This is a genomic window from Mycobacterium sp. UM_CSW (genome assembly GCF_000455205.1).
GTDB lineage: Bacteria > Actinomycetota > Actinomycetes > Mycobacteriales > Mycobacteriaceae > Mycobacterium.
This window is the reverse complement of record NZ_AUWQ01000034.1, coordinates 73,403-97,646: the sequence shown is the minus strand read 5'-3', so window position 1 is coordinate 97,646 and position 24,244 is coordinate 73,403. Positions and strand designations below refer to the sequence as shown.

17 protein-coding genes are annotated in these 24,244 nt (G+C 68.4%); 12 read left to right on the top strand and 5 right to left on the bottom strand.

All coding sequences use genetic code 11. From position 1 onward, the window contains the following. A partial coding sequence (locus N415_RS13940; protein ID WP_193376450.1) for a PirG occupies window positions 1-956 on the bottom strand: 956 nt, incomplete at its 3' end. Window positions 957-1,224: 268 nt separating this feature from the next. Here N415_RS13940 and glf point away from each other — a divergent pair. From glf to N415_RS13885, 11 genes are all read left to right on the top strand, one after another. Beyond that, on the top strand, window positions 1,225-2,424 hold the full coding sequence (gene glf, locus N415_RS13935; RefSeq protein WP_068182481.1) for a UDP-galactopyranose mutase: 1,200 nt from the start codon (window positions 1,225-1,227) through the stop codon (window positions 2,422-2,424). Between the two features lie 79 nt (window positions 2,425-2,503). Then, complete coding sequence (locus tag N415_RS13930) at window positions 2,504-4,396, top strand: glycosyltransferase (protein ID WP_068182479.1); 1,893 nt, start codon at window positions 2,504-2,506, stop codon at window positions 4,394-4,396. Next, window positions 4,389-4,916, top strand: a complete 528-nt coding sequence (locus N415_RS13925) for a phosphatase PAP2 family protein (RefSeq protein ID WP_068103424.1) — start codon at window positions 4,389-4,391, stop codon at window positions 4,914-4,916. Before N415_RS13930 ends, N415_RS13925 begins: the two co-directional genes overlap by 8 nt. Further along, on the top strand, window positions 4,909-5,817 hold the full coding sequence (locus N415_RS13920) for a decaprenyl-phosphate phosphoribosyltransferase (protein WP_068103426.1): 909 nt from the start codon (window positions 4,909-4,911) through the stop codon (window positions 5,815-5,817). The genes N415_RS13925 and N415_RS13920 overlap by 8 nt, the downstream gene beginning before the upstream one ends. After that, the gene (aftB, locus tag N415_RS13915; RefSeq protein ID WP_275450756.1) at window positions 5,804-7,786 is read left to right on the top strand and encodes a terminal beta-(1->2)-arabinofuranosyltransferase; all 1,983 of its coding nucleotides are present in this window, start codon (window positions 5,804-5,806) and stop codon (window positions 7,784-7,786) included. The genes N415_RS13920 and aftB overlap by 14 nt, the downstream gene beginning before the upstream one ends. Window positions 7,787-8,114: 328 nt before the next feature. Next, window positions 8,115-9,167, top strand: coding sequence for an alpha/beta hydrolase family protein (locus tag N415_RS13910; RefSeq protein ID WP_068182475.1), 1,053 nt, complete (start codon window positions 8,115-8,117; stop codon window positions 9,165-9,167). A gap of 153 nt (window positions 9,168-9,320) precedes the next feature. Continuing rightward, complete coding sequence (locus N415_RS13905) at window positions 9,321-10,241, top strand: alpha/beta hydrolase family protein (RefSeq protein WP_068182474.1); 921 nt, start codon at window positions 9,321-9,323, stop codon at window positions 10,239-10,241. Window positions 10,242-10,363: 122 nt separating this feature from the next. After that, on the top strand, window positions 10,364-11,374 hold the full coding sequence (locus tag N415_RS13900) for a cutinase family protein (protein ID WP_068182472.1): 1,011 nt from the start codon (window positions 10,364-10,366) through the stop codon (window positions 11,372-11,374). Between the two features lie 324 nt (window positions 11,375-11,698). Then, window positions 11,699-13,597, top strand: coding sequence for a long-chain-fatty-acid--AMP ligase FadD32 (gene fadD32 / locus N415_RS13895; protein WP_068182470.1), 1,899 nt, complete (start codon window positions 11,699-11,701; stop codon window positions 13,595-13,597). Between the two features lie 10 nt (window positions 13,598-13,607). Then, the gene (pks13, locus tag N415_RS13890; RefSeq protein ID WP_068182467.1) at window positions 13,608-18,941 is read left to right on the top strand and encodes a polyketide synthase Pks13; all 5,334 of its coding nucleotides are present in this window, start codon (window positions 13,608-13,610) and stop codon (window positions 18,939-18,941) included. Continuing rightward, window positions 18,901-20,529: an acyl-CoA carboxylase subunit beta gene (locus N415_RS13885; protein ID WP_239645544.1), complete on the top strand. Its 1,629-nt coding sequence runs from the start codon at window positions 18,901-18,903 to the stop codon at window positions 20,527-20,529. Before pks13 ends, N415_RS13885 begins: the two co-directional genes overlap by 41 nt. 68 nt (window positions 20,530-20,597) lie before the next feature. Here the strand turns inward: N415_RS13885 and N415_RS13880 are convergent, their stop codons facing one another. From N415_RS13880 to N415_RS13870, 3 genes are read right to left on the bottom strand one after another with little or no spacing between them, the layout of a single operon-like run. Continuing rightward, window positions 20,598-22,382 carry an acyl-CoA dehydrogenase family protein gene (locus N415_RS13880; RefSeq protein WP_068182464.1) on the bottom strand — a complete coding sequence of 595 codons (1,785 nt, stop codon included), beginning with the start codon at window positions 22,380-22,382 and terminating at the stop codon, window positions 20,598-20,600. Window positions 22,383-22,394: 12 nt separating this feature from the next. Beyond that, on the bottom strand, window positions 22,395-22,763 hold the full coding sequence (locus N415_RS13875) for an FHA domain-containing protein (RefSeq protein ID WP_275450757.1): 369 nt from the start codon (window positions 22,761-22,763) through the stop codon (window positions 22,395-22,397). Window positions 22,764-22,807: 44 nt separating this feature from the next. Continuing rightward, window positions 22,808-23,275 carry a hypothetical protein gene (locus N415_RS13870; protein ID WP_068182458.1) on the bottom strand — a complete coding sequence of 156 codons (468 nt, stop codon included), beginning with the start codon at window positions 23,273-23,275 and terminating at the stop codon, window positions 22,808-22,810. Window positions 23,276-23,439: 164 nt separating this feature from the next. On the opposite strand from N415_RS13870, the gene N415_RS13865 reads away from it, so the two are divergent. Then, a complete protein-coding gene (locus tag N415_RS13865) occupies window positions 23,440-23,679 on the top strand; it encodes a DUF1918 domain-containing protein (protein WP_068182510.1) in 240 nt (79 codons plus the stop codon). Here N415_RS13865 and N415_RS13860 read toward each other — a convergent pair. After that, window positions 23,649-24,155, bottom strand: coding sequence for a hypothetical protein (locus tag N415_RS13860; protein WP_068182455.1), 507 nt, complete (start codon window positions 24,153-24,155; stop codon window positions 23,649-23,651). The two genes, N415_RS13865 and N415_RS13860, sit on opposite strands and share 31 nt — an antisense overlap. Window positions 24,156-24,244 lie beyond the last annotated feature (89 nt).

The window sequence follows — 24,244 nt, the reverse complement described above, 5'->3', positions numbered from 1 at the left end:
GCGGCACCTGGCAGGGCACCCGCAGCGCCAGGCAGGGCAGCGGCGGCGCCCGGCAGGGCCTTGGCCGCACCCGGCAACGCACCCGCGGCGGCCGGCAACGCGGCACCCGGCGCGGCACCCGCGGCGCTCTGCTGGATACCTTGCGTGATGGCCGGCATCACCAGGCCCTTGAGCAGGTCGATCGCCTGGTTGGCGCCCAACTGGTTGGCGGCCTGCATCAGGTCGTTCATCAGCCCGCCGCCGCCGCCAGAGGTGCCGCCGGTCCCGCCGGTGCCGCCGGACGCGATCGGCGAAGCGCCGCCCAGCGTCGACGGGTCACCGAGGATGGGGTACGTGCCGCCGGCGCCCGGGTCCAATCCGGCCGTCGTCGAGTCGATCGGTACCTCGCTGGGCGACAGGCCGGGGCTCGCCAGTCCGGGTGTGACCCCGGCCGGGCTGGTCAGCCCGGGGTTGGCAAGTGCGGGGTTGAGCCCCGCGGCCGGCGTCGTCGGCAGCGCGCCCGGCGTGGTGACCCCGGGTGTGCCCGGCGTCGTGGGCGGCAGGCCCGGGTTCGCCAAAGCGGGGCTCGTCAAGCCCGGGCTGGTAAGCGCCGGACTGGTGAGCGAGGGGCTCGTCAAGCCTGGGCTGGTCAGCCCCGGGCTCGTCAAACCTGGGCTGGTCAGGCCCGGGCTGGTGAGGCCCGGACTGGTCAGACCCGGTGTGGTGGCACCGGTTCCGCTGAGGGCGGGCACCGGCGGCAGGTTGATGCCGAACTGCGACAGGCCTTGGGACAGCGCGCCCATCAGCTCGCCGGGCAGGTCGGACATCACCGCGGCCTGCTTGAACTCGTGGTGCTCGGCCGGCTTGCTGCCGGCGGTCGATTCGTAGACCAGGAAGTATGCGCAAGGACTCGCCACTGCCACAGCGGCGACCGCGCTCATGGCTGTCGAAACCTTGCGTCGGCGTCGATTCGGCACGGAAGTCTCCTCGTATCTGGACAACTATTTGAACTGCTTGTTGTGTCGGCGTGCCCTGCCGGTCGTATCCGGCGTGATGCACACAGAGTTGATGGTACGAGTGAGATTGCTGTGACTAGAGTGCTGATATTGAATCGTGAGGTAATTGAGAGTCCGACTGTGACCGCGGTTTCCGACCATGCCCAAGCAGTCGCTACATGGACTAACCCGGGCGCCGTGGCCTCGCCAAATGGGTTAGGCCCGCCCGGTCGGATACCCTAAGCAACCGATGACAGCTCGTTTCGACCTCCTCGTCGTCGGCTCCGGATTCTTCGGCCTGACCATTGCCGAGCGCGCGGCTACCCAACTCGGGAAGCGCGTGCTCGTCCTCGACCGGCGCCCGCATCTGGGCGGCAATGCGTACTCCGAGGCCGAGCCCCAGACCGGCATCGAGGTGCACAAGTACGGCGCACACCTGTTTCACACCTCTAATAAGAGGGTCTGGGATTATGTGCGCCAGTTCACCGACTTCACCGACTACCGCCACCGCGTCTTCGCGATGCACAACGGGCAGGCCTACCAGTTCCCCATGGGGCTGGGCCTGGTGTCGCAGTTCTTCGGCCGGTACTTCACCCCGGACGAGGCGCGGCAGCTGATCGCCGAGCAGGCCGCCGAGATCAACACCGCGGACGCGCAAAACCTGGAGGAGAAGGCGATCTCGCTGATCGGCCGGCCCCTGTACGAGGCATTCGTCAAGGGCTACACGGCCAAGCAGTGGCAGACCGACCCCGCCACGCTGCCCGCCGCCGTCATCAATCGGCTGCCGGTGCGCTACACGTTCGACAACCGATACTTCAGCGACACCTACGAGGGCCTGCCGGTCGACGGCTACACGGCGTGGCTGCAGCGGATGGCCGACGACGACCGCATCGAGGTCAGGCTGAACACCGACTGGTTCGACGTGCGCGACCAACTGCGCGCGGAGTCACCGGACGCCCCCGTCGTGTACACGGGGCCGCTGGACCGCTACTTCGACTACGCCGAGGGCCGCCTGGGCTGGCGCACACTGGACTTCGAGGTGGAAGTGCTGCCGATCGGGGATTTCCAGGGGACGCCGGTGATGAACTACAACGACCTCGACGTGCCCTACACCCGGATCCACGAGTTCCGTCACTTCCACCTCGAGCGTGACTACCCGACGGACAAGACGGTGATCATGCGCGAGTACTCCCGCTTCGCCGAAGACGATGACGAGCCGTACTACCCGATCAACACCGAGGCCGACCGCGCCCTGTTGGCCGCCTATCGAGAACGGGCGAGGGCCGAGACGGCGTCGTCGAGGGTCCTGTTCGGCGGCCGGCTGGGCACCTACCAATACCTCGACATGCACATGGCCATCGCCAGCGCGCTCAGCATGTACGACAACATCCTTGCGCCGCACCTGCGCGACGGCGCACCACTCATGCAAGACGAGGGGGCGAACGCATGAGCGCGGTCACGATGCAGTGGGGGCACCCCCAGCCGCGGAGCGGCGAGGGGGACGAAGCGATGGGGAGGAGCGGCGCAAAATGAGCGCGGTCAGTCTGCTGTCCCGAATCATCCTGCCGCGTCCGGGCGAACCCCTCGACGTGCGCAAGCTTTACCTCGAGGAGTCGACCACCAACGCGCGGCGCGCGCACGCGACATCGCGCACCTCGCTACAGATCGGCGCTGAGTCGGAGGTGTCGTTCGCGACGTACTTCAACGCGTTCCCGGCCAGCTACTGGCGGCGCTGGTCGATCTGCACGTCGGTGGTGTTGCGGGTCGAGCTGACCGGAACCGGACGCGTCGACGTGTACCGGACCAAGGCCACCGGGGTCCGGATCTCGGTGGAGGGCCGCCAGTTCGTCGGCACCGACGATCAGCCGGCGGTCGTCGAGATCGAGGTGCCGCTGCGGCCGTTCGAGGACGGCGGCTGGATCTGGTTCGACATCACCACCGACACGGCGGTCAGCCTGCTCAGCGGTGGGTGGTACGCCACCGAGCCCGCTCCGGGCACCGCCAACGTCGCCGTCGGTATCCCCACCTTCAACCGTCCCGCCGACTGTGTCAACGCACTGGCCGACCTCACCGCAGATCCATTGGTGGACAAGGTGATTGGGGCGGTAATCGTGCCGGACCAGGGCGTCCGCAAGGTGCGCGACCACCCGGACTTTCCGGCCGCAGCCGCCGGCCTGGGCGACCGGTTGTCGATCCACAATCAGCCGAACCTCGGCGGTTCCGGCGGATACAGCCGGGTGATGTACGAGGCGCTGAAAAACACGGACTGCCAACAGATCCTGTTCATGGACGACGACATCCGCATCGAGCCGGACACCATCCTGCGGGTGCTGGCGCTGAACCGCTTCGCCAAGACGCCGATGCTGATCGGCGGTCAGATGCTCAACCTGCAGGAGCCGTCGCACCTGCACATCATGGGCGAGGTCGTCAACCAGTCGAACTTCATGTGGACCGCCGCGCCGCACGCCGAGTACGACCACGACTTCGCGCAATTCCCGTTGAACGACAACAACGATCGGAGCGCGCTGCTGCACCGGCGCATTGACGTCGACTTCAACGGCTGGTGGACGTGCATGATCCCGCGGCAGGTCGCCGAGGAGATCGGCCAGCCGGTGCCGTTGTTCATCAAATGGGACGACGCCGAATACGGCCTGCGCGCCGGCGAGCACGGCTATCCGACGGTCACCTTGCCCGGGGCCGCGATCTGGCACATGGCCTGGAGCGACAAGGACGACGCCATCGACTGGCAGGCCTATTTCCACTTGCGCAACCGGTTGGTGGTCGCGGCGCTGCACTGGGACGGCGATATCACCGGATTGGTCCGCAGCCACCTCAAGGCGACGCTGAAACACCTTGCCTGCCTTGAATACTCGACGGTCGCGATCCAGAACAGGGCGATCGACGACTTTCTGGCCGGTCCCGAGCACATCTTCTCGATCCTGGAATCGGCGCTGCCGGAAGTGCACCGCATCCGCAAGGAGTACCCGGACGCCGTCGTGCTGCCGGCCGCGAGCGAGCTGCCGCCGCCGCAGAACAAGACCAAGGCGATGAAGCCGCCGGTGAACCCCGTTTCCATCAGTTACCGGCTGGCACGCGGGATATTGCACAACATGACAGCGGCCGACCCGGAAGCCCACACGCGTCCGGAGTACAACGTGCCGACCCAGGACGCGCGCTGGTTCCGGCTCTGCACGGTCGACGGCGTGACGGTCACGACCGCCGACGGGTGCGGCGTGGTCTACCGGCAGCGCGACCGGCGAAAGATGATGTCGCTGTTGCTGAAATCGCTACGCCGCCAGCGCAAGTTGCTGGGCCGGTTCGACGAGATGCGCCGGGTCTACCGGGAGGCGCTGCCCGTGCTGTCCAGCAAGCAGAAGTGGGAGACGGCGTTGTTGCCGGCCGGCGAGTCAAAACATGGTTGAATCGGCCGCCCCGCGCGGTGAGGTGGCCGCGCTGGTGGCCGTCCAGTCGGCGCTGGCCGACAGGCCCGGAATGCTGGGTGCGGCGCGAGGCCTGTCCCACTTCGGCGAGCACAGCATCGGCTGGCTGGTGGTGGCGCTGCTCGGTGCGGTGCTGATGCCGAGCCGTCGCCGCGAGTGGCTGGTGGCCGGGGCCGGCGCGTTCGTCGCGCACGCCGCCGCCGTGCTGGTCAAGCGCCTGGTGCGGCGCAAGCGGCCCCATCACCCGGCGGTCGCGGTGAACGTCGGCACGCCGAGCCAACTGAGCTTCCCCTCCGCGCACGCCACCTCCACCACCGCCGCGGCCATCCTGATGAGTCGCGCAACCGGGCTCCCGTTACCCGTGTTGCTCGTCCCTCCGATGGCGCTGTCGCGGATACTGCTGGGCGTGCACTATCCCAGCGACGTAGCCTTCGGCATCGCCCTCGGTGCCGCCGTCGCGGGGATCGCCGACCGAGCGCGAGAGGCGTGCCCAAATGAGTGAAGACGTGGTGGTCGGGCCTCCGGCGAACCTGATCGTCGGGGTGGTCAAGGCGATCCGCCCGCGCCAGTGGGTGAAGAACGTGCTCGTCCTGGCCGCGCCGCTGAGCGCGGCGGGACGCGGTCACCGATATGACTACGGCCAGCTGGGAATTCAGGTGGCGGTAGCCTTCGCGGTGTTCAGCCTGGCGGCCTCCGCGGTGTACCTGATCAACGACGTCCGCGACGTCGAGGCCGACCGCGAACACCCCACCAAACGGTTCCGCCCGATCGCCGCCGGCGTGGTGCCGGAATGGCTGGCCTATGCCCTGGCGGTGGTGCTCGGGGTGGCGTCGCTCGGCCTGGCGTGGTGGCTGACGCCCAACCTGGCCGTGGTGATGGCGGTCTACATCGCCATGCAGCTGGGCTACTGCTTCGGCCTCAAGCACCAGGCGGTGATGGACATCTGCATCGTGTCGTCGGCGTACCTGCTGCGGGCCATCGCCGGGGGCGCGGCCACCGACACCCGGCTGTCGCAGTGGTTTTTGCTCATGGCGGCATTCGCGTCGCTGTTCATGGTGGCCGGCAAGCGTTACGCCGAACTGCAACTGGCCGAACGCACCGGCGCGGCGATCCGCAAGGCGCTGGAGAGCTACACCAGCACCTACCTGCGCTTCGTCTGGACGATGTCGGCCACCGCGGTGGTGCTGTGCTACGGGCTGTGGGCATTCGAGCGCGAACACGGCGAGGCGGGCTGGTTCGTGGTGTCCATGGTCCCGTTCACCATCGCGATCCTGCGCTACGCGGTCGACGTCGACGGCGGGCTGGCCGGGGAGCCCGAAGACATTGCGTTGCGCGACCGGGTGCTGCAGCTGTTGGCGCTGGCGTGGATCGCAACAGTTGGGGCCGCCGTTGCCTTCGGCTAGCCCCCATCTGAACGGCCTGAAGGCGCTGGGGGTGGGAGTGCTGCGCCGGCCGGTGATCAGGCGGCCCGGCCGGCCGCTATTCCCCTACGTCACCGCGGTGCGGGTCAGCCTGTGGATCAGCGTGGCGGTGGTCGCCGTCCTGTTCGGCTGGGGCGCGTGGCAGCGGCGCTGGATCGCCGACGACGGGCTCATCGTGCTGCGCACGGTGCGCAATTTGCTGGCCGGCAACGGCCCGGTGTTCAACCAGGGCGAACGGGTCGAGGCGAACACCTCCACGGCGTGGACCTATCTGATGTATGTGGGCAGCTGGGTCGGCGGCCCGATGCGCATGGAGTACGTGGCTTTGGCGCTGGCCCTGACGCTTTCGGTGCTGGGCGTGGCATTTTTGATGCTGGGTGCCGGCCGGTTGTACGCGCCCAGCCTGCGGGGGCGCCGGGCGATCATGCTGCCCGCCGGCGCGCTGGTCTACATCGCGTTGCCGCCCGCCCGCGACTTTGCCACATCGGGCCTGGAGAGCGGCCTGGCGCTGGCCTACCTGGGGCTGCTGTGGTGGATGATGGTGTGCTGGGCGCAGCCGGTGCGCGGGCGTCCGGGTGGCCCGGTCTTCGTCAGTGCGCTGGCCTTCGTCGCCGGGTTCAGCGTTCTCGTCCGACCCGAGCTGGCGCTGATGGGCGGGCTGGCGCTGATCATGATGCTCATCGCCGCCCGCACCTGGCGGCGCCGGGCGCTGGTCGTGGTGGCCGGCGGGTTTCTGCCGGTCGCCTACGAGATCTTCCGGATGGGCTACTACGGCCTGCTGGTGCCCGGCACGGCGTTGGCCAAGGACGCGGCGGGCGACAAGTGGTCGCAGGGGATGATCTACCTGTCCAACTTCAATGCGCCCTACGCCGTGTGGGTTCCGGTGCTGCTGCTGGTGCCGCTCGGCGTGCTGGTGGTGGTGGCCCGGCGGCGCCCGTCGTTCCTGCGCCCGGCGCTGTCGCCGGATTACGGGCGGCTGGCGCGGGCGGTGCAGAGCCCGTCGGCGGTCGTCGCATTCGTCCTCGTCAGCGGCCTGCTGCAGGGGCTCTACTGGATCCGGCAGGGCGGCGATTTCATGCACGCGAGGGTGTTGCTGGCGCCGCTATTTTGTTTGCTGGCGCCGGTGGCCGTCGTCCCGGTTGTCCTGCCCGACGGGCAGGACTATTCGCGGGAGACGGGCTACTGGGCGGCCGGTGCCGCCGGCGCGCTGTGGCTGGGCGTCGCGGGCTGGTCGCTGTGGGCAGCAAACTCACCCGGGATGGGCGACGACGCCACCCACGTCACCTACTCGGGCATCGTCGACGAGCGCCGCTTCTACGCACAGGCCACCGGGCATGCGCACCCGCTGACGGCCGCCGACTACCTGGACTACCCGAGGATGGCCGCCGTCCTGACCGCGCTCGACAACACCCCGGAGGGAGCGTTGTTGCTGCCGTCGGGCAACTACACCCAGTGGGACCTGGTGCCGATGCTGCAGCCCGCGCCCGGGGATGCCAAGGCGCCGCAAAAACCGCAGCATGCCGTGTTTTTCACCAACCTGGGCATGCTGGGGATGAACGTCGGGCTTGATGTGCGGGTGATCGACCAGATCGGGCTGGCAAACCCGCTCGCCCAGCACACGGAACGGCTGAAGCACGGCCGAATCGGGCACGACAAGAACCTCTTCCCCGACTGGGTGATCGCCGACGGCCCGTGGGTGAAGTTGTATCCGGGAATTCCAGGCTATTTGGACGTGAACTGGGTCGCGCAGGCCGTCGCGGCGCTGCAATGCCCCGAGACGAAGGCGATGCTGAGCTCGGTGCGAGCGCCAATGACCTTGCATCGCTTCGTTTCCAACGTCGTACACAGCTTCGAGTTCACCAAGTACCGAATCGATCGCGTTCCGCTCTACGAGCTCGCCAGGTGTGGGCTGCCGGTTCCGCAGGCGATCCCGCCGCCTCCCCGCGAATGAGACGTCGCATCCGGATTTTTTTCGGCACATCTCCAAACCGGCGCTGCCGGTGACTGTGCGGGACATTGCCAGCAACTTCACATCTGTGCTCTCACCAGTGATCGACCGCGGCCAAGCACATGCGGAAACGCGATTCTCGACCGCACCGCTCGGCCCGAAAATCGTTGCAAAAATGCGCTGAATGGCTGTTTGCCTGACCTGCTCGATGAGAGGGGATGGCCGATGGTGTGGTTGACTACACGAGCACTGCTGCGCAGATCGTATGCAGTACGACCCAATTCGACGATGCGCCTGTACTGAGGCGCGCCGAAAGGATGAGGAAGCAAGGATGACGCTTGTCGACAGGTTTCGCGGCGCCGTGGCTCGCATGCCACGACGACTCGTGGTGGGGGCCGTTGGCGCGGCCCTGCTCTCGGGTCTGATTGGCGCCGTGGGGGGCTCGGCGACCGCCGGGGCGTTCTCACGCCCGGGTCTGCCGGTGGAGTACCTGCAGGTTCCCTCGGCCGCTATGGGCCGCGACATTAAGGTTCAGTTCCAAAGCGGTGGTGCCAACGCGCCGGCGCTCTACCTGCTCGACGGCATGCGCGCGCAGGACGACTACAACGGCTGGGACATCAACACCCCGGCGTTCGAGTGGTACAACCAGTCGGGCATCGCCGTGGTCATGCCGGTCGGTGGGCAGTCCAGCTTCTACTCCGACTGGTATGCGCCCGCGTGCGGTAAGGCCGGCTGCACCACCTACAAGTGGGAGACCTTCCTGACCAGCGAGCTGCCGGCGTACCTGTCGGCCAACAAGCAGGTCCGGTCCACCAACAACGCCGCGGTCGGTCTGTCGATGGCCGGGTCGTCGGCGCTGATCCTGGCCGCCTACCACCCGAACCAGTTCGTCTACGCCGGCTCGCTGTCGGCGCTGCTCGACCCGTCGCAGGGGATGGGCCCGTCGCTGATCGGGCTGGCCATGGGCGACGCGGGTGGCTACAAGACCAAGGACATGTGGGGCCCCAAGGAGGACCCCGCCTGGCAGCGCAACGACCCGTCGCTTCAGGTCGGCAAGCTGGTCGCGAACAACACCCGCATCTGGGTGTACTGCGGTAACGGCAAGCCGTCGGACCTGGGTGGCGACAACCTGCCCGCCAAGTTCCTCGAGGGCTTCGTGCGCACCAGCAACCTGAAGTTCCAGGACGCGTACAACCAGGCCGGCGGCCACAACGCGGTGTGGAACTTCGACGCCAACGGCACCCACGACTGGCCCTACTGGGGCGCGCAGCTGCAGGCGATGAAGGGTGACCTGCAGTCGACGCTGGGCGCCACCCCGGGCGCCGGTCCGGCCACGGCCGCGGCCGCGGGCAACCAGGGCACCGGCACCGGCACCGGCACCTAAGAACGAGCAACGCGACTGACGGCGGCGATCCAATCGGGTCGCCGCCGTTGGTTTGCGCGCGGCGAGTGTGGCCTATATCACTACCCTGCTGACCGCCCCGACTACCGCCCTGGCTAATGTGCAGACACAGCGACTAGACGATGGAGGGTGGACATGAGGGTCGTACGGGGTCTGTCAGCGCTTCTGCGGATGTTTGGCGTCATCGCACTGTCCGTCGGGTTGGGGGTGACCTTCGCCTTGGTGACGACCGCGACCGCCGGCAAGGCCAGGGCCGCGGGTTACGAAAGCCTGATGGTCCCGTCGGCGGCGATGGGCCGTGACATCCCGGTGGCCTTCCTGGCCGGCGGTCCGCACGCGGTGTATCTGCTGGACCCCTTCGACGCCGCCCCGGACGTCAGCAACTGGGTCACCGCCGGCAACGCGATGAACACGCTGGCCGGCAAGGGCATCTCGGTGGTGGCACCCGCCGGGGGCGCCTACAGCATGTACACCAACTGGGAGAACGACGGCAGCAAGCAGTGGGACACCTTCCTGTCCAGCGAGCTGCCCAACTGGCTGGCCGCCAACAAGGGCCTGGCACCCGGCGGGCACGCCGCCGTCGGCGCCTCCCAGGGCGGCTATGCCGCGATGGCGCTGGCTTGCTTCCACCCCGACCGCTTCGGATTCGCCGGTTCGCTGTCCGGTTTCCTGTACCCGTCGAACACCACGACGAACGGTTCGATCCTGGCCGGACTGCAGCAGTTCGGCGGCGTTGACGGCAACGGCATGTGGGGCGCGCCGCAGCTGGGCCGGTGGAAGTGGCACGACCCGTGGGTGCACGCCTCCCTGCTGGCGCAGAACAACACCCGCGTTTGGGTGTGGAGCCCGACCACCGACGCGGCCAGCGATCCCGCCGCCATGATCGGCCAGGCCGGCGAGGCGATGGGCAACAGCCGGATGTTCTACCAGCAGTACCGCAGCGTCGGCGGGCACAACGGCCACTTCGACTTCCCCGGCGGCGGCGACAACGGCTGGGGCTCGTGGGCGGGTCAGCTGGGCGCCATGTCGGGCGACATCGTGGGCGCGATCCGCTAGGACGGCGAGGCCCGGGGTGCCGCGCGCAACGCCGGTACCGTGTAGGAAAGTGCAGCAGGGGGCGGGACGTCCGCTTGCCCGGGAACCGAGCTGCGATCGACCGACTCTGCTGGCAGGAGACCATGACGACGAGCGCGCGGCGTAAACGCCACCGGATCCTCGCCTGGGTTGCCGCCCTTGCCGTGGCGGGCGTCGTGTTGCTGGTCGTGGTGGCCGTCATCACGCTGCTGCGCAACCGCGAATCGCCGCCCAGCGCCGTGCCCCCCGGCATCCTGCCGCCGCCCTCCACGTCGACCCACCCGCACAAGCCGCGGCCGGCGTCTCAGGACGCCTCGTGCCCCGACGTGCAGCTGGTCAACGTCCCCGGCACCTGGGAGTCCGCCCCGCAGGACGACCCGCTCAACCCGGGGCAGTTCCCGAATGCGTTGCTGCACAAGGTGACAAACGAGATCTCCCAGCAGTTCCCGTCGTCGCGGGTGCAGACGTACACCACCCCCTACACGGCGCAGTTCCACAACCCGTTGAGCGGCGACACGCAGATGTCCTACAACGAAAGCCGGGCGGAGGGCACCCGCGCGACGGTCCAGGCGATGACCGACATGAACAACAAGTGCCCGCTGACCAGTTACGTGCTGATGGGTTTCTCCCAGGGCGCGGTGATCATCGGCGACATCGCCAGCGACATCGGCAACGGCCGCGGACCCGTCGACGACGACCTGGTGCTCGGTGTGACGTTGATCGCCGACGGCCGTCGCCAGGACGGGGTGGGCAACGACATCGGGCCCAACCCGCCGGGCGAGGGCGCCGAGATCACGCTGCACGAGGTGCCGGTGCTGTCCGGGCTCGGCCTGACCATGACGGGTGCGCGGCCGGGCGGCTTCGGCGCGCTGAACGGCAAGACGAACGAGATCTGCGCACCGGGTGACCTCATCTGCGCGGCGCCGAACGAAGCGTTCAGCGTCGCCAAGCTGCCGGACACGTTGAACACCCTGGCCGGTGGCGCCGGGCAGCCGGTCCACGCGCTGTATGCCACGACGCAGTTCTGGAACCTCGACGGGGCTCCGGCGACCGATTGGACGCTGAATTGGGTCCGCGGGCTGATCGAAAACGCGCCGCATCCCAAACATGGGTGACTCGGCCGGATGACGATGGGCCGGGTCGGCCCGAGGAAGAGGCACTAGACACAGCCGCGACGTAGGCGAATCCGTGACGGGATCGGCGGTACCTTGTGATTTGGTCTGCCGCGGGGCGGCCCTTAACATTAAGAGAAAATTAAGAGCAATCAGCACTTGGTTGCGGTCCCGATCGGGGCCGAAGCTGGCGGGGACTGGCACGGACCGGCGCTCCCAGCCGGGTGTCGTGCACAGCCGGCTCGTGTATAGAGGACCAGTCGGCGAAGCCGGCAAGGCATTGAGTCGGCCAAGCCGACCGAGATGGTTGTGACAGGAGAAGACGGCATGGCGTACCACAACCCGTTCATCGTGAATGGGAAGATCAGGTTCCCGGACAACACGAACCTGGTTCGTCACGTTGAGAAATGGGCGAAGGTTCGCGGCGAAAAGCTCGCCTATCGGTTCATCGACTACTCCACCGAGCGCGACGGCGAGTACCGCGACATCTCCTGGTCGGAGTTCAGCGCCCGCAACCGGGCCGTCGGCGCTCGCCTGCAACAGGTCACCCAGCCCGGCGACCGCATCGCCATCCTGTGCCCCCAGAACCTCAACTACCTGGTCGCGTTCTTCGGCGCGCTGTATGCCTGCAGGATCGCCGTGCCGCTGTTCGACCCGAGCGAACCGGGCCACGTCGGCCGTCTGCACGCCGTGCTCGACGACTGCACCCCGTCGACCATCCTGACCACCACCGAGGCCGCCGAGGGAGTCCGCAAGTTCATCCGCGCCCGCTCGGCCAAGGAGCGCCCGCGCGTCATCGCCGTCGACGCCGTGCCGAACGAGGTCGCCGCCACCTGGGAAGAGCCGGTGGCCGACGAGAACACCATCGCCTACTTGCAGTACACCTCCGGCTCCACGCGCACCCCGACCGGCGTGCAGATCACCCACCTGAACCTGCCGACCAACGTGCTGCAGGTGCTCAACGGCCTCGAGGGCAAAGAGGGCGACCGCGGGTTGTCCTGGCTGCCCTTCTTCCACGACATGGGCCTGATCACTGCGCTGCTGTCGCCGGTGCTCGGCCAGAGTTTCACCTTCATGACCCCGGCCGCGTTCGTGCGGCGGCCGGGCCGGTGGATCCGGGAGATGGCGCGCAAGCCCGACGACGCCCCGGAGTGCGAGGTCTTCACCGTCGCGCCGAACTTCGCCTTCGAGCACGCCGCGGTGCGCGGCGCGCCCAAGGAGGGTGAGCCGCCCCTGGACCTGAGCAACGTGAAGGGCATCCTCAACGGCAGCGAGCCGGTGTCCCCGGCGTCGATGCGCAAGTTCTACGAGGCGTTCGCGCCGTACGGCCTGCGGAAGACGGCGATCAAGCCGTCCTATGGCCTGGCCGAGGCGACTTTGTTCGTCTCCACGACGCCGATGGACGAGGCGCCCCGGGTCATCCACGTCGACCGCGACGAGATGAACAACCAACGCTTCGTCGAGGTCCCCGCCGACGCGCCGAACGCGGTCCCCCAGGTGTCCGCCGGCATCATCGGTGTCGACGAGTGGGCCGTCATCGTCGACCCGGACACGGCCAGCGAGCTGCCGGACGGGCATGTCGGCGAGATCTGGCTGCACGGCAACAACCTCGGCACCGGGTACTGGGGCAAGGAAGAGGAAACCCAGCACACCTTCCGCAACATCCTGAAGTCCCGCATCAGCGAGTCGCACGCCGAGGGCGCCGCGGACGACGGGCTGTGGGTGCGCACCGGTGACTACGGCACCTACCACGACGGCCACCTCTATATCGTCGGCCGCATCAAGGACCTGGTCATCATCGACGGGCGCAACCACTACCCGCAGGACCTCGAGTACTCGGCGCAGGAAGCCAGCCGCGCGCTGCGCACCGGCTACGTGGCCGCCTTCTCGGTCCCGGCCAACCAGCTGCCCCAGGTCGTATTCGACAACCCGCACGCCGGCATCAAGCACGACCCCGAGGACACCTCCGAGCAGCTCGTGATCGTCGCCGAGCGCGCCGCCGGCACGCACAAGCTCGACTACCAGCCCATCGCCGACGACATCCGCGCGGCCATCGCCGTGCGGCACGGCGTCACGGTGCGCGACCTGCTGCTGGTGCAGGCCGGAACCATCCCGCGCACCTCGAGCGGCAAGATCGGGCGCCGCGCCTGCCGCGCCGCCTACCTCGACGGAAGCCTGCGCAGCGGCATCGGTTCCCCGACCGCCTTCGCGGGCGCGAACGACTGAACCAGGAATCATGACTGACATAGACGAATCCCAGGAGAATCTGCCCGCCAAGAAGGCCGACATGTCCGTCCCCGAGATGCGCCAATGGCTGCGGAACTACGTCGCCAAGGCCACCGGGCAGTCGCCCGATTCGATCGACGAGTCGGTGCCGATGGTCGAGCTGGGCCTGTCGTCGCGCGACGCGGTGGCGATGGCCGCCGACATCGAGGACATGACCGGTGTCACGCTGTCGGTCGCGGTGGCGTTCCAGCATCCGACCATCGAGTCGCTGGCGACCCGGATCATCGAGGGCGAGCCCGAACCGGACCTGTCGGACGACGACGTCGTCGACTGGTCGCGCAAAGGCCCCGCCGAGCGCGTCGACATCGCCGTCGTGGGCCTGGCGACCCGCCTGCCCGGCGACATGAACAGCCCCGAGGAAACCTGGCAGGCGCTGATCGAGGGCCGCGACGCCATCACCGATCTGCCCGAGGGCCGCTGGGAGGAATTTCTCGACGAGCCGCGGCTGGCCGAGCGGATCACGAAGGCCCGCACCCGCGGCGGCTATCTGAAGGACATCAAGGGCTTCGACTCCGAGTTCTTCGCGATCGCCAAGACCGAGGCCGACAACATCGACCCGCAGCAGCGGATGGCGCTGGAGCTGACCTGGGAGGCGCTCGAGCACGCGCGCATCCCGGCGTCGAGTCTGCGCGGTGAGGCGGTCGGCGTCTTCGTCGGCGTTTCCAACCATGACTACGGCTTCTTGGCCATCTCCGACCCGACGGCCGCGCACCCGTACGCGATCACCGGTAACTCACCGTCGATCATCGCGAACCGGGTGTCCTACTTCTACGACTTCCGTGGGCCGTCCGTCGCGGTCGACACCGCGTGCTCGAGCTCGCTGGTGGCGATCCACCAGGCGGTGCAGGCGCTGCGCAACGGCGAGGCCGACGTGGCGGTGGCCGGTGGCGTCAACGCGCTGATCACGCCCGCGGTGACGCTCGGTTTCGACGAGATCGGGGCGGTGCTGGCGCCGGACGGCCGGATCAAGTCGTTCTCCTCGGATGCCGACGGCTACACCCGCTCGGAGGGCGCCGGCATGCTGGTGCTCAAGCGGGTCGACGACGCCCGCCGCGACGGTGACCAGATCCTGGCCGTGATCGCCGGCAGTGCGGTCAACCACGACGGCCGGTCCAACGGCCTGATCGCGCCCAACCAGGACGCCCAGGCCGACGTGCTGCGCCGGGCCTACAAGGACGCCGGCATCGATCCGCGCAACGTCGACTACATCGAGGCGCACGGCACCGGCACCGTCCTCGGTGACCCGATCGAGGCCGAGGCGCTGGGCCGCGTCGTCGGCAGGGGCCGTCCGGCCGACCGCCCGGCGCTGCTGGGCGCGGTGAAAACCAATGTGGGGCACATGGAGTCGGCCGCCGGCGCGGCCAGCATGGCCAAGGTGGTGCTGGCGCTGCAGCACGACAAGCTGCCGCCGTCGCTCAACTTCGCCGGGCCCAGCCCCTACATCGACTTCGACGCGATGCGCCTGAAAGTGATTGACAAGGCAACCGATTGGCCGCGCTACGGCGGCTACGCGTTGGCCGGAGTATCCAGCTTCGGCTTCGGTGGGGCCAACGCGCACGTGGTGGTGCGCGAGGTCTTGCCCCGCGACGTGATCGAGAAGGAGCCGGAGCCGCAGCCCGAGGCGAAGGCGGTCGCCGAGGCGGCCTCGGAAACCGCTCAAGCGCCCACGTTCGAGGCGCACTCGCTGCGGTTCGACGACTTCGGCAACATCATCCCCGACGCCACCGCAGCGGCCGAGGAGGAAGAGCCCGACCTGCCGGAGGTCACCGAGGAGGCGCTGGAGCTCAAAGCCGCGGCACTGGAAGAGCTTGCGGCGCAAGAGCTTCCGCCACCGGTGATCCCGCTCGTCGTGTCGGCGTTCCTGACCTCCCGCAAGAAGGCCGCGGCGGCGGAGCTCGCGGACTGGATGGAAAGCCCCGAGGGCCAGGCGTCGTCGCTGGAATCGATCGGTCGGTCGCTCTCGCGTCGCAACCACGGCCGCTCGCGCGCGGTGGTGCTGGCGCACGACCACGAGGAGGCCATCAAGGGCCTGCGCGCGATCGCCGAGGGCAAGCAGCGGCCGAACGTGTTCAGCGTCGACGGCCCGGTGAGCAACGGACCGGTGTGGGTGCTGGCCGGTTTCGGCGCGCAGCACCGCAAGATGGGCAAGAGCCTGTACCTGCGCAACGAGGTCTTCGCCAAGTGGATCGAGAAGGTCGACGCGCTGGTCCAGGACGAGCTGGGCTACTCGGTGCTCGAGCTGATCCTGGACGACTCGCAGGACTACGGCATCGAGACCACCCAGGTGACCATCTTCGCGATCCAGATCGCGCTGGGCGAGCTGCTCAAGCATCACGGCGCCAAGCCCGCCGCCGTGGTCGGCCAGTCGCTGGGCGAGGCGGCGTCGGCGTACTTCGCCGGCGGCCTGTCGCTGCGCGACGCCACCCGGGCCATCTGCTCGCGCTCGCACCTGATGGGCGAGGGCGAGGCGATGCTGTTCGGTGAGTACATCCGGCTGATGGCGCTGGTGGAGTACTCCGCCGACGAGATCAAGACGGTGTTCTCCGACTACCCCGACCTGGAGGTGTGCGTCTACGCCGCACCCACCCAGACCGTCATCGGCGGACCGCCCGACCAGGTGGACGCGATCATCGCCCGGGCCGAGGCCGAGGGCAAGTTCGCCCGCAAGTTCCAGACCAAGGGCGCCAGCCACACCCAGCAGATGGATCCCCTGCTCGGGGAGCTGGCCGCGGAGCTGCAGGGCATCAAGCCGATGAGCCCGACGTGCGGCATCTACTCGACCGTGCACGAGGGCAGCTACATCAAGCCGGGCAGCGAGCCGATCCACGACGTGGACTACTGGAAGAAGGGGCTGCGTCATTCCGTCTACTTCACCCACGGAATCCGCAACGCCGTCGACAGTGGGCACACCACCTTCGTCGAACTCGCGCCCAACCCCGTCGCGCTGATGCAGGTCGGCCTGACCACGGCGGACGCCGGGCTGCACGACGCCCAGCTGATCCCGACGCTGGCCCGCAAGCAGGACGAGGTCGAGTCGATCATCTCGACACTGGCCCAGCTCTACGTCTACGGCCACGACCTGGACCCGCGCACGCTGTTCACCCGGGCCGCGGGGCCGCAGGATTACGCAAACATCCCGCCGACCCGGTTCAAGCGCAAGGAGCACTGGCTCGACGTGCAGGTCGCCTCGGGCAGCGGCGCGATCATCATGCCGGGTAACCACGTCGCGCTGCCGGACGGCCGCCACGTGTGGGAGTACGCGCCCAAGGGCCTGACGGATTTGGCGTCGTTGGTGAAAGCGGCTGCGGCCGAAGTGCTTCCGGACGCCAAGTTGACCGCCGCCGAGGAGCGCGCCAAGCCGGGGGAGGGCTCCCGGCTGGTGACCACCCTGACCCGGCATCCCGGCGGGGCGTCGGTTCAGGTGCACGCCCGCATCGACGAGTCGTTCACGCTCGTGTACGACGCGCTGGTGACGCGGGGCGGTGCCGAGTCCGTGCTGCCGGTTGCGGTCGGCGCGGGCACGGCGATCGAGGCCACCGTGGCGGCCGCGCCGGAGGCTTCCTCCGAAGGTCCGGAGCAGGAGGCGCTCACCGACAGCTTGACCAACCGGTACATGCCGGCCGGTTTCAGCAAGTGGTCGCCGGATTCCGGCGAGACCATTGCCGATCGGCTCGGCGCCATCGTCGGCGCGGCCATGGGTTACGAGCCCGAGGACCTGCCGTGGGAGGTGCCGCTGATCGAGCTGGGCCTCGATTCGCTGATGGCGGTGCGGATCAAGAACCGCGTCGAATACGACTTCGACCTCCCGCCGATCCAGCTGACCGCGGTGCGCGACGCCAACCTCTACGCGGTCGAGAAGCTGATCGAGTACGCCGTCGAGCACCGCGACGAGGTGCAGCAGCTTGCCGAGCACCAGAAGACGCAGACGGCCGAGGAGATCGCCAGGGAGCAGGCCGAATTGCTCAGCGGCGCGACGCCCGCGTCGGTGGTGGCGCCGGCTCCCGACCCGCAGGCCGAGCCGCAGACGCAGGCGCCCCCGGCGCAGGATCTTCCGATCCCGCCGCCGCCGACCAACCCGTCTGGACCGGCCGGGCCGGCCGGGAATGGGGCAACCAACGGCGGCCAGCCGAACCTGGCCGGGGCGGCGGAGGCGCTCAACCAGCAGGCGGTCGCCCAGGCGCTCAACTCCGACGTGCCGCCGCGCGACGCGGCCGAGCGGGTCGCGTTCGCCACGTGGGCGATCGTGACCGGCAAGTCCCCGGGCGGCATCTTCAACCCGCTGCCCAAGCTGGACGCCGACGCCGCCGCCAAGATGGCGCAACGGCTTTCGGAGCGCGCCGAGGGTCCGATCACCGCCGAGGACGTGTTGGCGTCGGAGAACATCGAGGCGCTGGCCGAGAAGGTGCGCGAGCACCTGGAGGCCGGGGTGGTCGACGGTTTCGTGCGAACCCTGCGGGCGCGCCCGGAGGGCAGCACGCGGACCCCGGTGTTCGTGTTCCACCCGGCCGGCGGTTCGACGGTGGTCTACGAGCCGCTGCTCAACCGGTTGCCGGCGGACACCCCGATGTACGGGCTCGAGCGGGTCGAGGGCACGATCGAAGAGCGTGCGGCGCAATACGTTCCGAAGCTGATCGAGATGCAGGGCGACGGGCCCTACATCCTGGCCGGCTGGTCTCTCGGCGGCGTGCTGGCCTACGCGTGCGCGATCGGGCTGAAGCGACTGGGCAAGGACGTCGAGTGGGTCGGCCTGATCGACGCGGTGCGAGCGGGCGAGGAGGTTCCGCAGACCAAGGAGGAGATCCGCAAGCGCTGGGATCGCTACGCCCGGTTCGCCGAGAAGACGTTCAACGTCACCATTCCGGAGATCCCCTACGAGCACCTCGAGCAGCTCGACGACGAGGGCCAGATCAAGTTCGTGCTGGAGGCGGTCAGTCAGAGCGGGGTGCAGATCCCGGCCGGGATCATCGAGCACCAGCGCACGTCGTACCTGGACAACCGGGCCATCGACACCGCCCAGATCCAGCCGTACGACGGGCACGTCACGCTCTACATGGCCGATCGCTACCATGACGACGCGATCATGTTCGAGCCGCGCTACGCCACCCGCAAGCCGGACGGCGGCTGGGGCGAGTACGTGTCCGACCTCGAGATCGTGCCGATCGGTGGCGAGCACATCCAGGCCATCGACGAGCCGATCATCGCGAAGGTCGGCGCGCACATGACCCAGGCGCTGAACAAGATCGATGCCGAACGGCAGCAGGACAAGTCCGAACAGGTTAGGTAGGCAAGTAGTGACGGAGACCGTGCCAGCTCCAGCGCCCGTTCAGCACACCACTGCGGAGAAGTTGGCCGAGCTGCACGCTCGCCTGGAACTCGCCAAGGAACCCGGCGGCGAGAAGGCGGCCGCCAAGCGCGACAAGAAGGGCATCCCGAGCGCCCGCGCGCGGGTGCACGCGCTGGTCGATCCCGGCACGTTCTTCGAGGTCGGGGCGCTGGCCAAGACGCCGAACGACCCGAATGCGCTCTACGGCGACGGGTGCGTCACCGGCCACGCGATGATCGACGGCCGCCCGGTCGGGGTGTTCTCCCACGACCAGACCGTGTTCCAGGGCACGGTCGGCGAGATGTTCGGCCGCAAGGTGGCCCGGCTAATGGAATGGTGCGCGATGGTCGGGTGCCCGATCATCGGCATCCAGGACTCCGGCGGCGCCCGCATCCAGGACGCGGTCACCTCGTTGGCGTGGTACGCCGAGCTGGGCCGGCGCCACGAGGCGCTGTCCGGTCTGGTTCCGCAGATCTCCCTCATTTTCGGCAAATGCGCTGGGGGAGCGGTGTATTCGCCGATCCAGGACGACTTGCTGGTGTCGGTGCGCGACCAGGGCTACTTCTTCGTGACGGGACCCGACGTGATCCGGGAGGTCACCGGCGAGGACGTCACCCTCGACGAGCTCGGCGGCTCCGACGCGCAGGCCCGCTACGGCAACATCCACCAGGTCGTCGACTCCGAGGCCGAGGCGTTCCAGTACGTGCGCGACTTCCTGTCGTTTCTGCCGTCCAACTGCTTCGACAAGCCGCCGATCGTCAACCCCGGCCTGGAGCCGGAGATCACGCCGACCGATCTGGAGCTCGACTCGATCGTGCCGGACTCCGACAACATGGCCTACGACATGCACGAGATCCTGCTGCGCATCTTCGACGACGGCGACTTCCTCGAGGTCGCCGCGCAGCACGGGCCGGCCATCATCACCGGGTACGCCCGGGTCGACGGGCGCCCGGTCGGCGTGGTCGCCAACCAGCCGATGCACCTGTCCGGTTCCATCGACAACGAGGCCTCCGACAAGGCGGCCCGGTTCATCCGGTTCTGCGACGCGTTCAACATCCCGCTGGTTTTCGTCGTGGACACGCCGGGCTTCCTGCCGGGCGCGGAGGAGGAGAAGCGGGGCATCATCAAGCGCGGCGGCCGGTTCCTGTACTCGGTCGTCGAGGCCGACGTGCCGAAGGTGACGATCACGATCCGCAAGTCCTATGGCGGCGCCTACGCCGTGATGGGCTCCCGACAGCTGACCGCCGACTTCAACTTCGCCTGGCCTACCGCGCGCATCGCGGTGATCGGCGCCGAGGGCGCCGCGCAGCTCTTGATGAAGCGGTTCCCGGACCCGACAACACCCGAGGCGCAGCAGATCAAGAAGGACTTCATCGAGGGCTACAACCTCAACATGGCGATCCCGTGGACCGCCGCCGAGCGGGGATTCATCGACGCGGTCATCGACCCGCACCAGACACGGCTGCTGCTCCGCAAGTCGATGCACCTGCTGCGCGACAAGCAACTGTGGTTCCGCGTCGCACGCAAGCACGGCCTGATCCCGGTCTAGTCCTTCGGCGAGCAGACGCAAAATCGCCCATTCGACAACGAAATTGTGCGATTTTGCGTCTGCTCGCGCTATATCCGCAGCGCCCCGTCCACCAACTCGTCGAAACGCTCCAGCGCCTCGTCGGATTCGTCCTCGATGCCGCGCAGCGGACCCCGGTCGGCGAGGTAGCGCCGCGCATAGAGCCGGGCGACGAGCGCTTTGCGGTCGCCGCCCCTGGTGTCGCGCTCCCAGGCGGCCTGCTCGGTGAGCAGCGCGCCCGCGTAGACGTCGCCCATGAACTGCGCCAGCGGGAACAGCCGTGCCTCGGCGACCTCGCGGTCGAGCTTGCTCCACGCCGTGATCGCCGCGTCCAGATCCTCGATGCGCCCGGCCACCAGGCGCGTCGTCTCGTCGTCGTCGGAAACCGACACGGCGTCGCGCAGCCGCGCCAGCAGCGTCTCATGCGCGCGGGACTGCTCGATGCCGCGCCGCACGTCGAGGCACAAAATGTTGTCGGGGCCCTCCCAGATCGTGTTCACCTGCGCGTCGCGCAGCAGCCGGGCCACCGGCCACGTCTCGATATAGCCGTTGCCGCCGTGGATTTCGATCGCGTCGGACGCCGCGGTGATGCCCAGCCGGCACACCTTGAGCTTGGTGACGGGCACCGCGATGCGCTGGCGCATACCGCGGGGCTGCCGATGGTTGGCGGCGCCGGTGCCGTCGAAGACGAGCGCGAGCGCCGCCTCGACATCGACCATCATCTCGGCGAGCTTGCGCCGCATCAGCGGCTTGTCGATGAGCGCCCCGCCGAACGCGTGCCGCCGGCGGGCGTAACACAGCGATTCCACCAGGGCGCGACGGGCATTGGCGAGACCGAACAGGGCGATACCGAGGCGCGCGGCGTTGGTGAGTTCCATCATGCGGCCCAGCCCCTTGCCGTCGGATGGCCCCGCGTCCGAGCTGGGTTCGTCGGACAGCAGGAACGCCTCCGCGTCGACGAACTCGACCTCGCCCGAGGCCACCGACCGGGTGCCGAGCTTGTCCTTGAGCCGCCGCACCCGAACCCCGTTGCGCGAGCCGTCGCGGCGGTTGCGCAGCACGAGAAAATTCGCGACACCGCGCGAACTGTCCGGGGCGCCTTCCGGTTTGGCCAGCACCACGAAAGCCTCGCCCGCGCAATTGGACGCAAACCACTTGAACCCGTTGAGAATCCACGCGTCCCCGGCGCGCGTCGCCGTCGTCTCCAGCGCACCCAGGTCCGAGCCGCCGGTGCGTTCGGTCAGCAACTGCGCCGTCTCGCCCGCCCACTCGCCGGAGGCGAACTTGGCCAGCACGTGCTCGCGCACGTCGGCCGGCGCGTAGGCGGCCACCAGCGACTGGACCATGCCGCCGCCGGTGCCGAGGGCACAGCCCATGCCGATGTCGGCCTGGTTGAGCAGGTAGTTGGACGCGAAGAGAGCGAGGCCCGAGCTGACCTTGGCGGCCCGCGCGTCGCTGCGCAGGGCCTGCTGGGCGTCCAGCACGGCGCGCTTGGACTGCGTGAACGACGCCGGCATGACCACCTGGCTGATGTCGTGTCCCCACCGGTCGTAGCGCTCCAGCCGCGGCGGGTTGCGGTCGGTCTCCTCGGCCCACCGTGCCACCGGGCCGCCCATCAGCTCGCCCATGCTCGCCAAATGGGGCTCCACCACGGCCAATTCGTCGGGCTGTAGGTAGTAGGCCATCGTGAACTGCAGGGTCGGATCGGTGCGATACCAGTTCAGGCCCACCGCGCCGCGGTAGTTCTCGGTCCGGTAGCGCCGCGACTTTTCCTCTGTGGAGAATGGCAGCCGGTCCACGCCCTCTGACCCGTACTGCGGGTCGTATTCGCTCATGTCGCGACGGTATTACCCTGGCGCCGGTCCCGCCACGAAAATCAGGCGAAAATTGCCGATCCGGATTTCATCGCCGTTGGTCAGCACCGCCGTGTCGACGGGCTTGCGGTTGAGGTAGGTCTTGTTCAGGCTGCCCAAGTCGACGACGTGGAATTTGCCGTGCTCCCTTCGGAATTCGGCGTGCCGGCGGCTGACGGTGATGTCGTCGAGGAAGATGTCGCTGGCGGGATGGCGGCCGGCGGACAGCACCGGCCGATCCAGCTGGTACTGCGAGCCGGCGTTGGGACCCCGCTTCACGATGAGCATGCCGACGCCGCTCTGCAGCGTTTGCATGTCCTCCACCACCGCCTGGGCGACCGGGTCGAAATCGTCGGTGCGCAGCGGCGAGGCGAGGTGCCCCGTCGTTTCGTCGGGCGCGGGCTCGGTCACGCGGCCCGCCGGAGATCGGGGTTCGTCGTGGCCCCCTGGGGCTTTGGCTTGTCGGCGACCGGGGCCCAGCCGGCATAGGTCAGATACAGCCCGACCAGTGTTAAGGCCACGCAAGCCGCCACCCACCAGCCTTGCTCGCCGATCATCCGGTTGGCCGCCGCCACGAAGGCCTGGGGAAAGGCGAACAGGAGCAGCCCGCGCAGGGTGATCAGCCACCCAAGCAGGGAGACGGTGATCGCCGCGGCGCCGTGCCAGTAGGGATGCGCGGCGACGACGAAGAGACCGAACAGCAGGATGAACGCGCCGGTCACCCACGTCCACAGCGAATTCGCTTCGAACTGCGACAGCAATGCCTGCATATCGCCGGCCCGGGCGACGGCCGTGGCATCGGCGATGACCAGGAATGGACCCAACGCGCGGGCGAACAGCCGCGTCCGAGCCTGCGACTGTGCCGAAGCATCCATGATCGTGCCTCCGTTCCAGCCTCCTGTATCGGACCACCCGGCCGAACGCCGAGATAGGGACCGAAGTCCCGTCCGTCCGGGGCGTTCGTCCCCGCTGCCCCTTCCCCGAAGGCCGGGCGCGGCGCATGATCGGCTCAGAAGCTGACGATCGAGGGGAGTCGATGATGAAAGCCCATGTAGGTGATTGGCTCGTGATGAAGGGCACGACGACCGAGTTGGCGGATCAGTGGGGCGAGATCACGGAGGTGCGCGGGTCCGACGGTGCGCCCCCGTACGTGGTGCGTTGGAAGGCCAATGGCCACGTGGCCACCGTGTTCCCCGGCTCCGACGCGCTGGTCGTCGGCGCGGCCGACCTGAGCCCGGCCGAAAAGGCTTATACCGGCACGAGGAATTCGGACGTATAGAACTCGGCCGGGTTTTGGGAGTTCGGGTTTGCCCGCTCGACAATCACCCACACGCCCGTCGTGCCCGGCCGAATGCTGTCCGCAACGGTCACCGTCGCGTTGCCGGCCGCGTCGGTGTCCATTCCGCTAAAGGCGGTGCCCGGGTTGCCGGGACCACAGGTCGCCGCCGACGGGCGGGGCTCCTGAATCAGGCCGACGTCGAAATGGGTGCCCGGCTCGTTGGGAATTGTCACGTGCACCTGAGCGACGGCCCTTGACCCCGAGGTGCTTATGACGGCCGAACCGTCACCGATTAGCGCCCGCGGCACCGTCGGCGCCGTGGTCACCAGGCTGAAATCGCAACGCCGCTCGGAGCTGTCCAGAGCGACCCGGGTGCCGCTTTCGGCAGTCGCGGCGGCGATTTCGAATGTCGCCGCCGGGAAGATCGCCACGGTCATAGCCGCGGCACAGGTCCCTAAGCGTGTCAGCGTGTGCATCGGGTCACCTTTTTAACGGTTGTGTTAGTTACCTCACAGGGGGAGTAGTTATTGACCGGCGGCGCGCGAAATTAAACATTTGCTGCGGA

Coding starts and splice junctions, on each gene's coding strand:
- N415_RS13925 (WP_068103424.1), top strand. CDS start 4,389: ATGGTTGAATCGGCCGCCCCGCGCGGTGAGGTGGCCGCGCTGGTGGCC.
- fadD32 (WP_068182470.1), top strand. CDS start 11,699: ATGGCGTACCACAACCCGTTCATCGTGAATGGGAAGATCAGGTTCCCG.
- N415_RS13870 (WP_068182458.1), bottom strand. CDS start 23,275: ATGGATGCTTCGGCACAGTCGCAGGCTCGGACGCGGCTGTTCGCCCGC.
- N415_RS13910 (WP_068182475.1), top strand. CDS start 8,115: ATGACGCTTGTCGACAGGTTTCGCGGCGCCGTGGCTCGCATGCCACGA.
- N415_RS13880 (WP_068182464.1), bottom strand. CDS start 22,382: ATGAGCGAATACGACCCGCAGTACGGGTCAGAGGGCGTGGACCGGCTG.
- N415_RS13930 (WP_068182479.1), top strand. CDS start 2,504: ATGAGCGCGGTCAGTCTGCTGTCCCGAATCATCCTGCCGCGTCCGGGC.
- N415_RS13900 (WP_068182472.1), top strand. CDS start 10,364: ATGACGACGAGCGCGCGGCGTAAACGCCACCGGATCCTCGCCTGGGTT.
- pks13 (WP_068182467.1), top strand. CDS start 13,608: ATGACTGACATAGACGAATCCCAGGAGAATCTGCCCGCCAAGAAGGCC.
- glf (WP_068182481.1), top strand. CDS start 1,225: ATGACAGCTCGTTTCGACCTCCTCGTCGTCGGCTCCGGATTCTTCGGC.
- N415_RS13865 (WP_068182510.1), top strand. CDS start 23,440: ATGAAAGCCCATGTAGGTGATTGGCTCGTGATGAAGGGCACGACGACC.
- N415_RS13860 (WP_068182455.1), bottom strand. CDS start 24,155: ATGCACACGCTGACACGCTTAGGGACCTGTGCCGCGGCTATGACCGTG.
- N415_RS13885 (WP_239645544.1), top strand. CDS start 18,901: ATGCCGAACGGCAGCAGGACAAGTCCGAACAGGTTAGGTAGGCAAGTA.
- N415_RS13905 (WP_068182474.1), top strand. CDS start 9,321: ATGAGGGTCGTACGGGGTCTGTCAGCGCTTCTGCGGATGTTTGGCGTC.
- N415_RS13920 (WP_068103426.1), top strand. CDS start 4,909: ATGAGTGAAGACGTGGTGGTCGGGCCTCCGGCGAACCTGATCGTCGGG.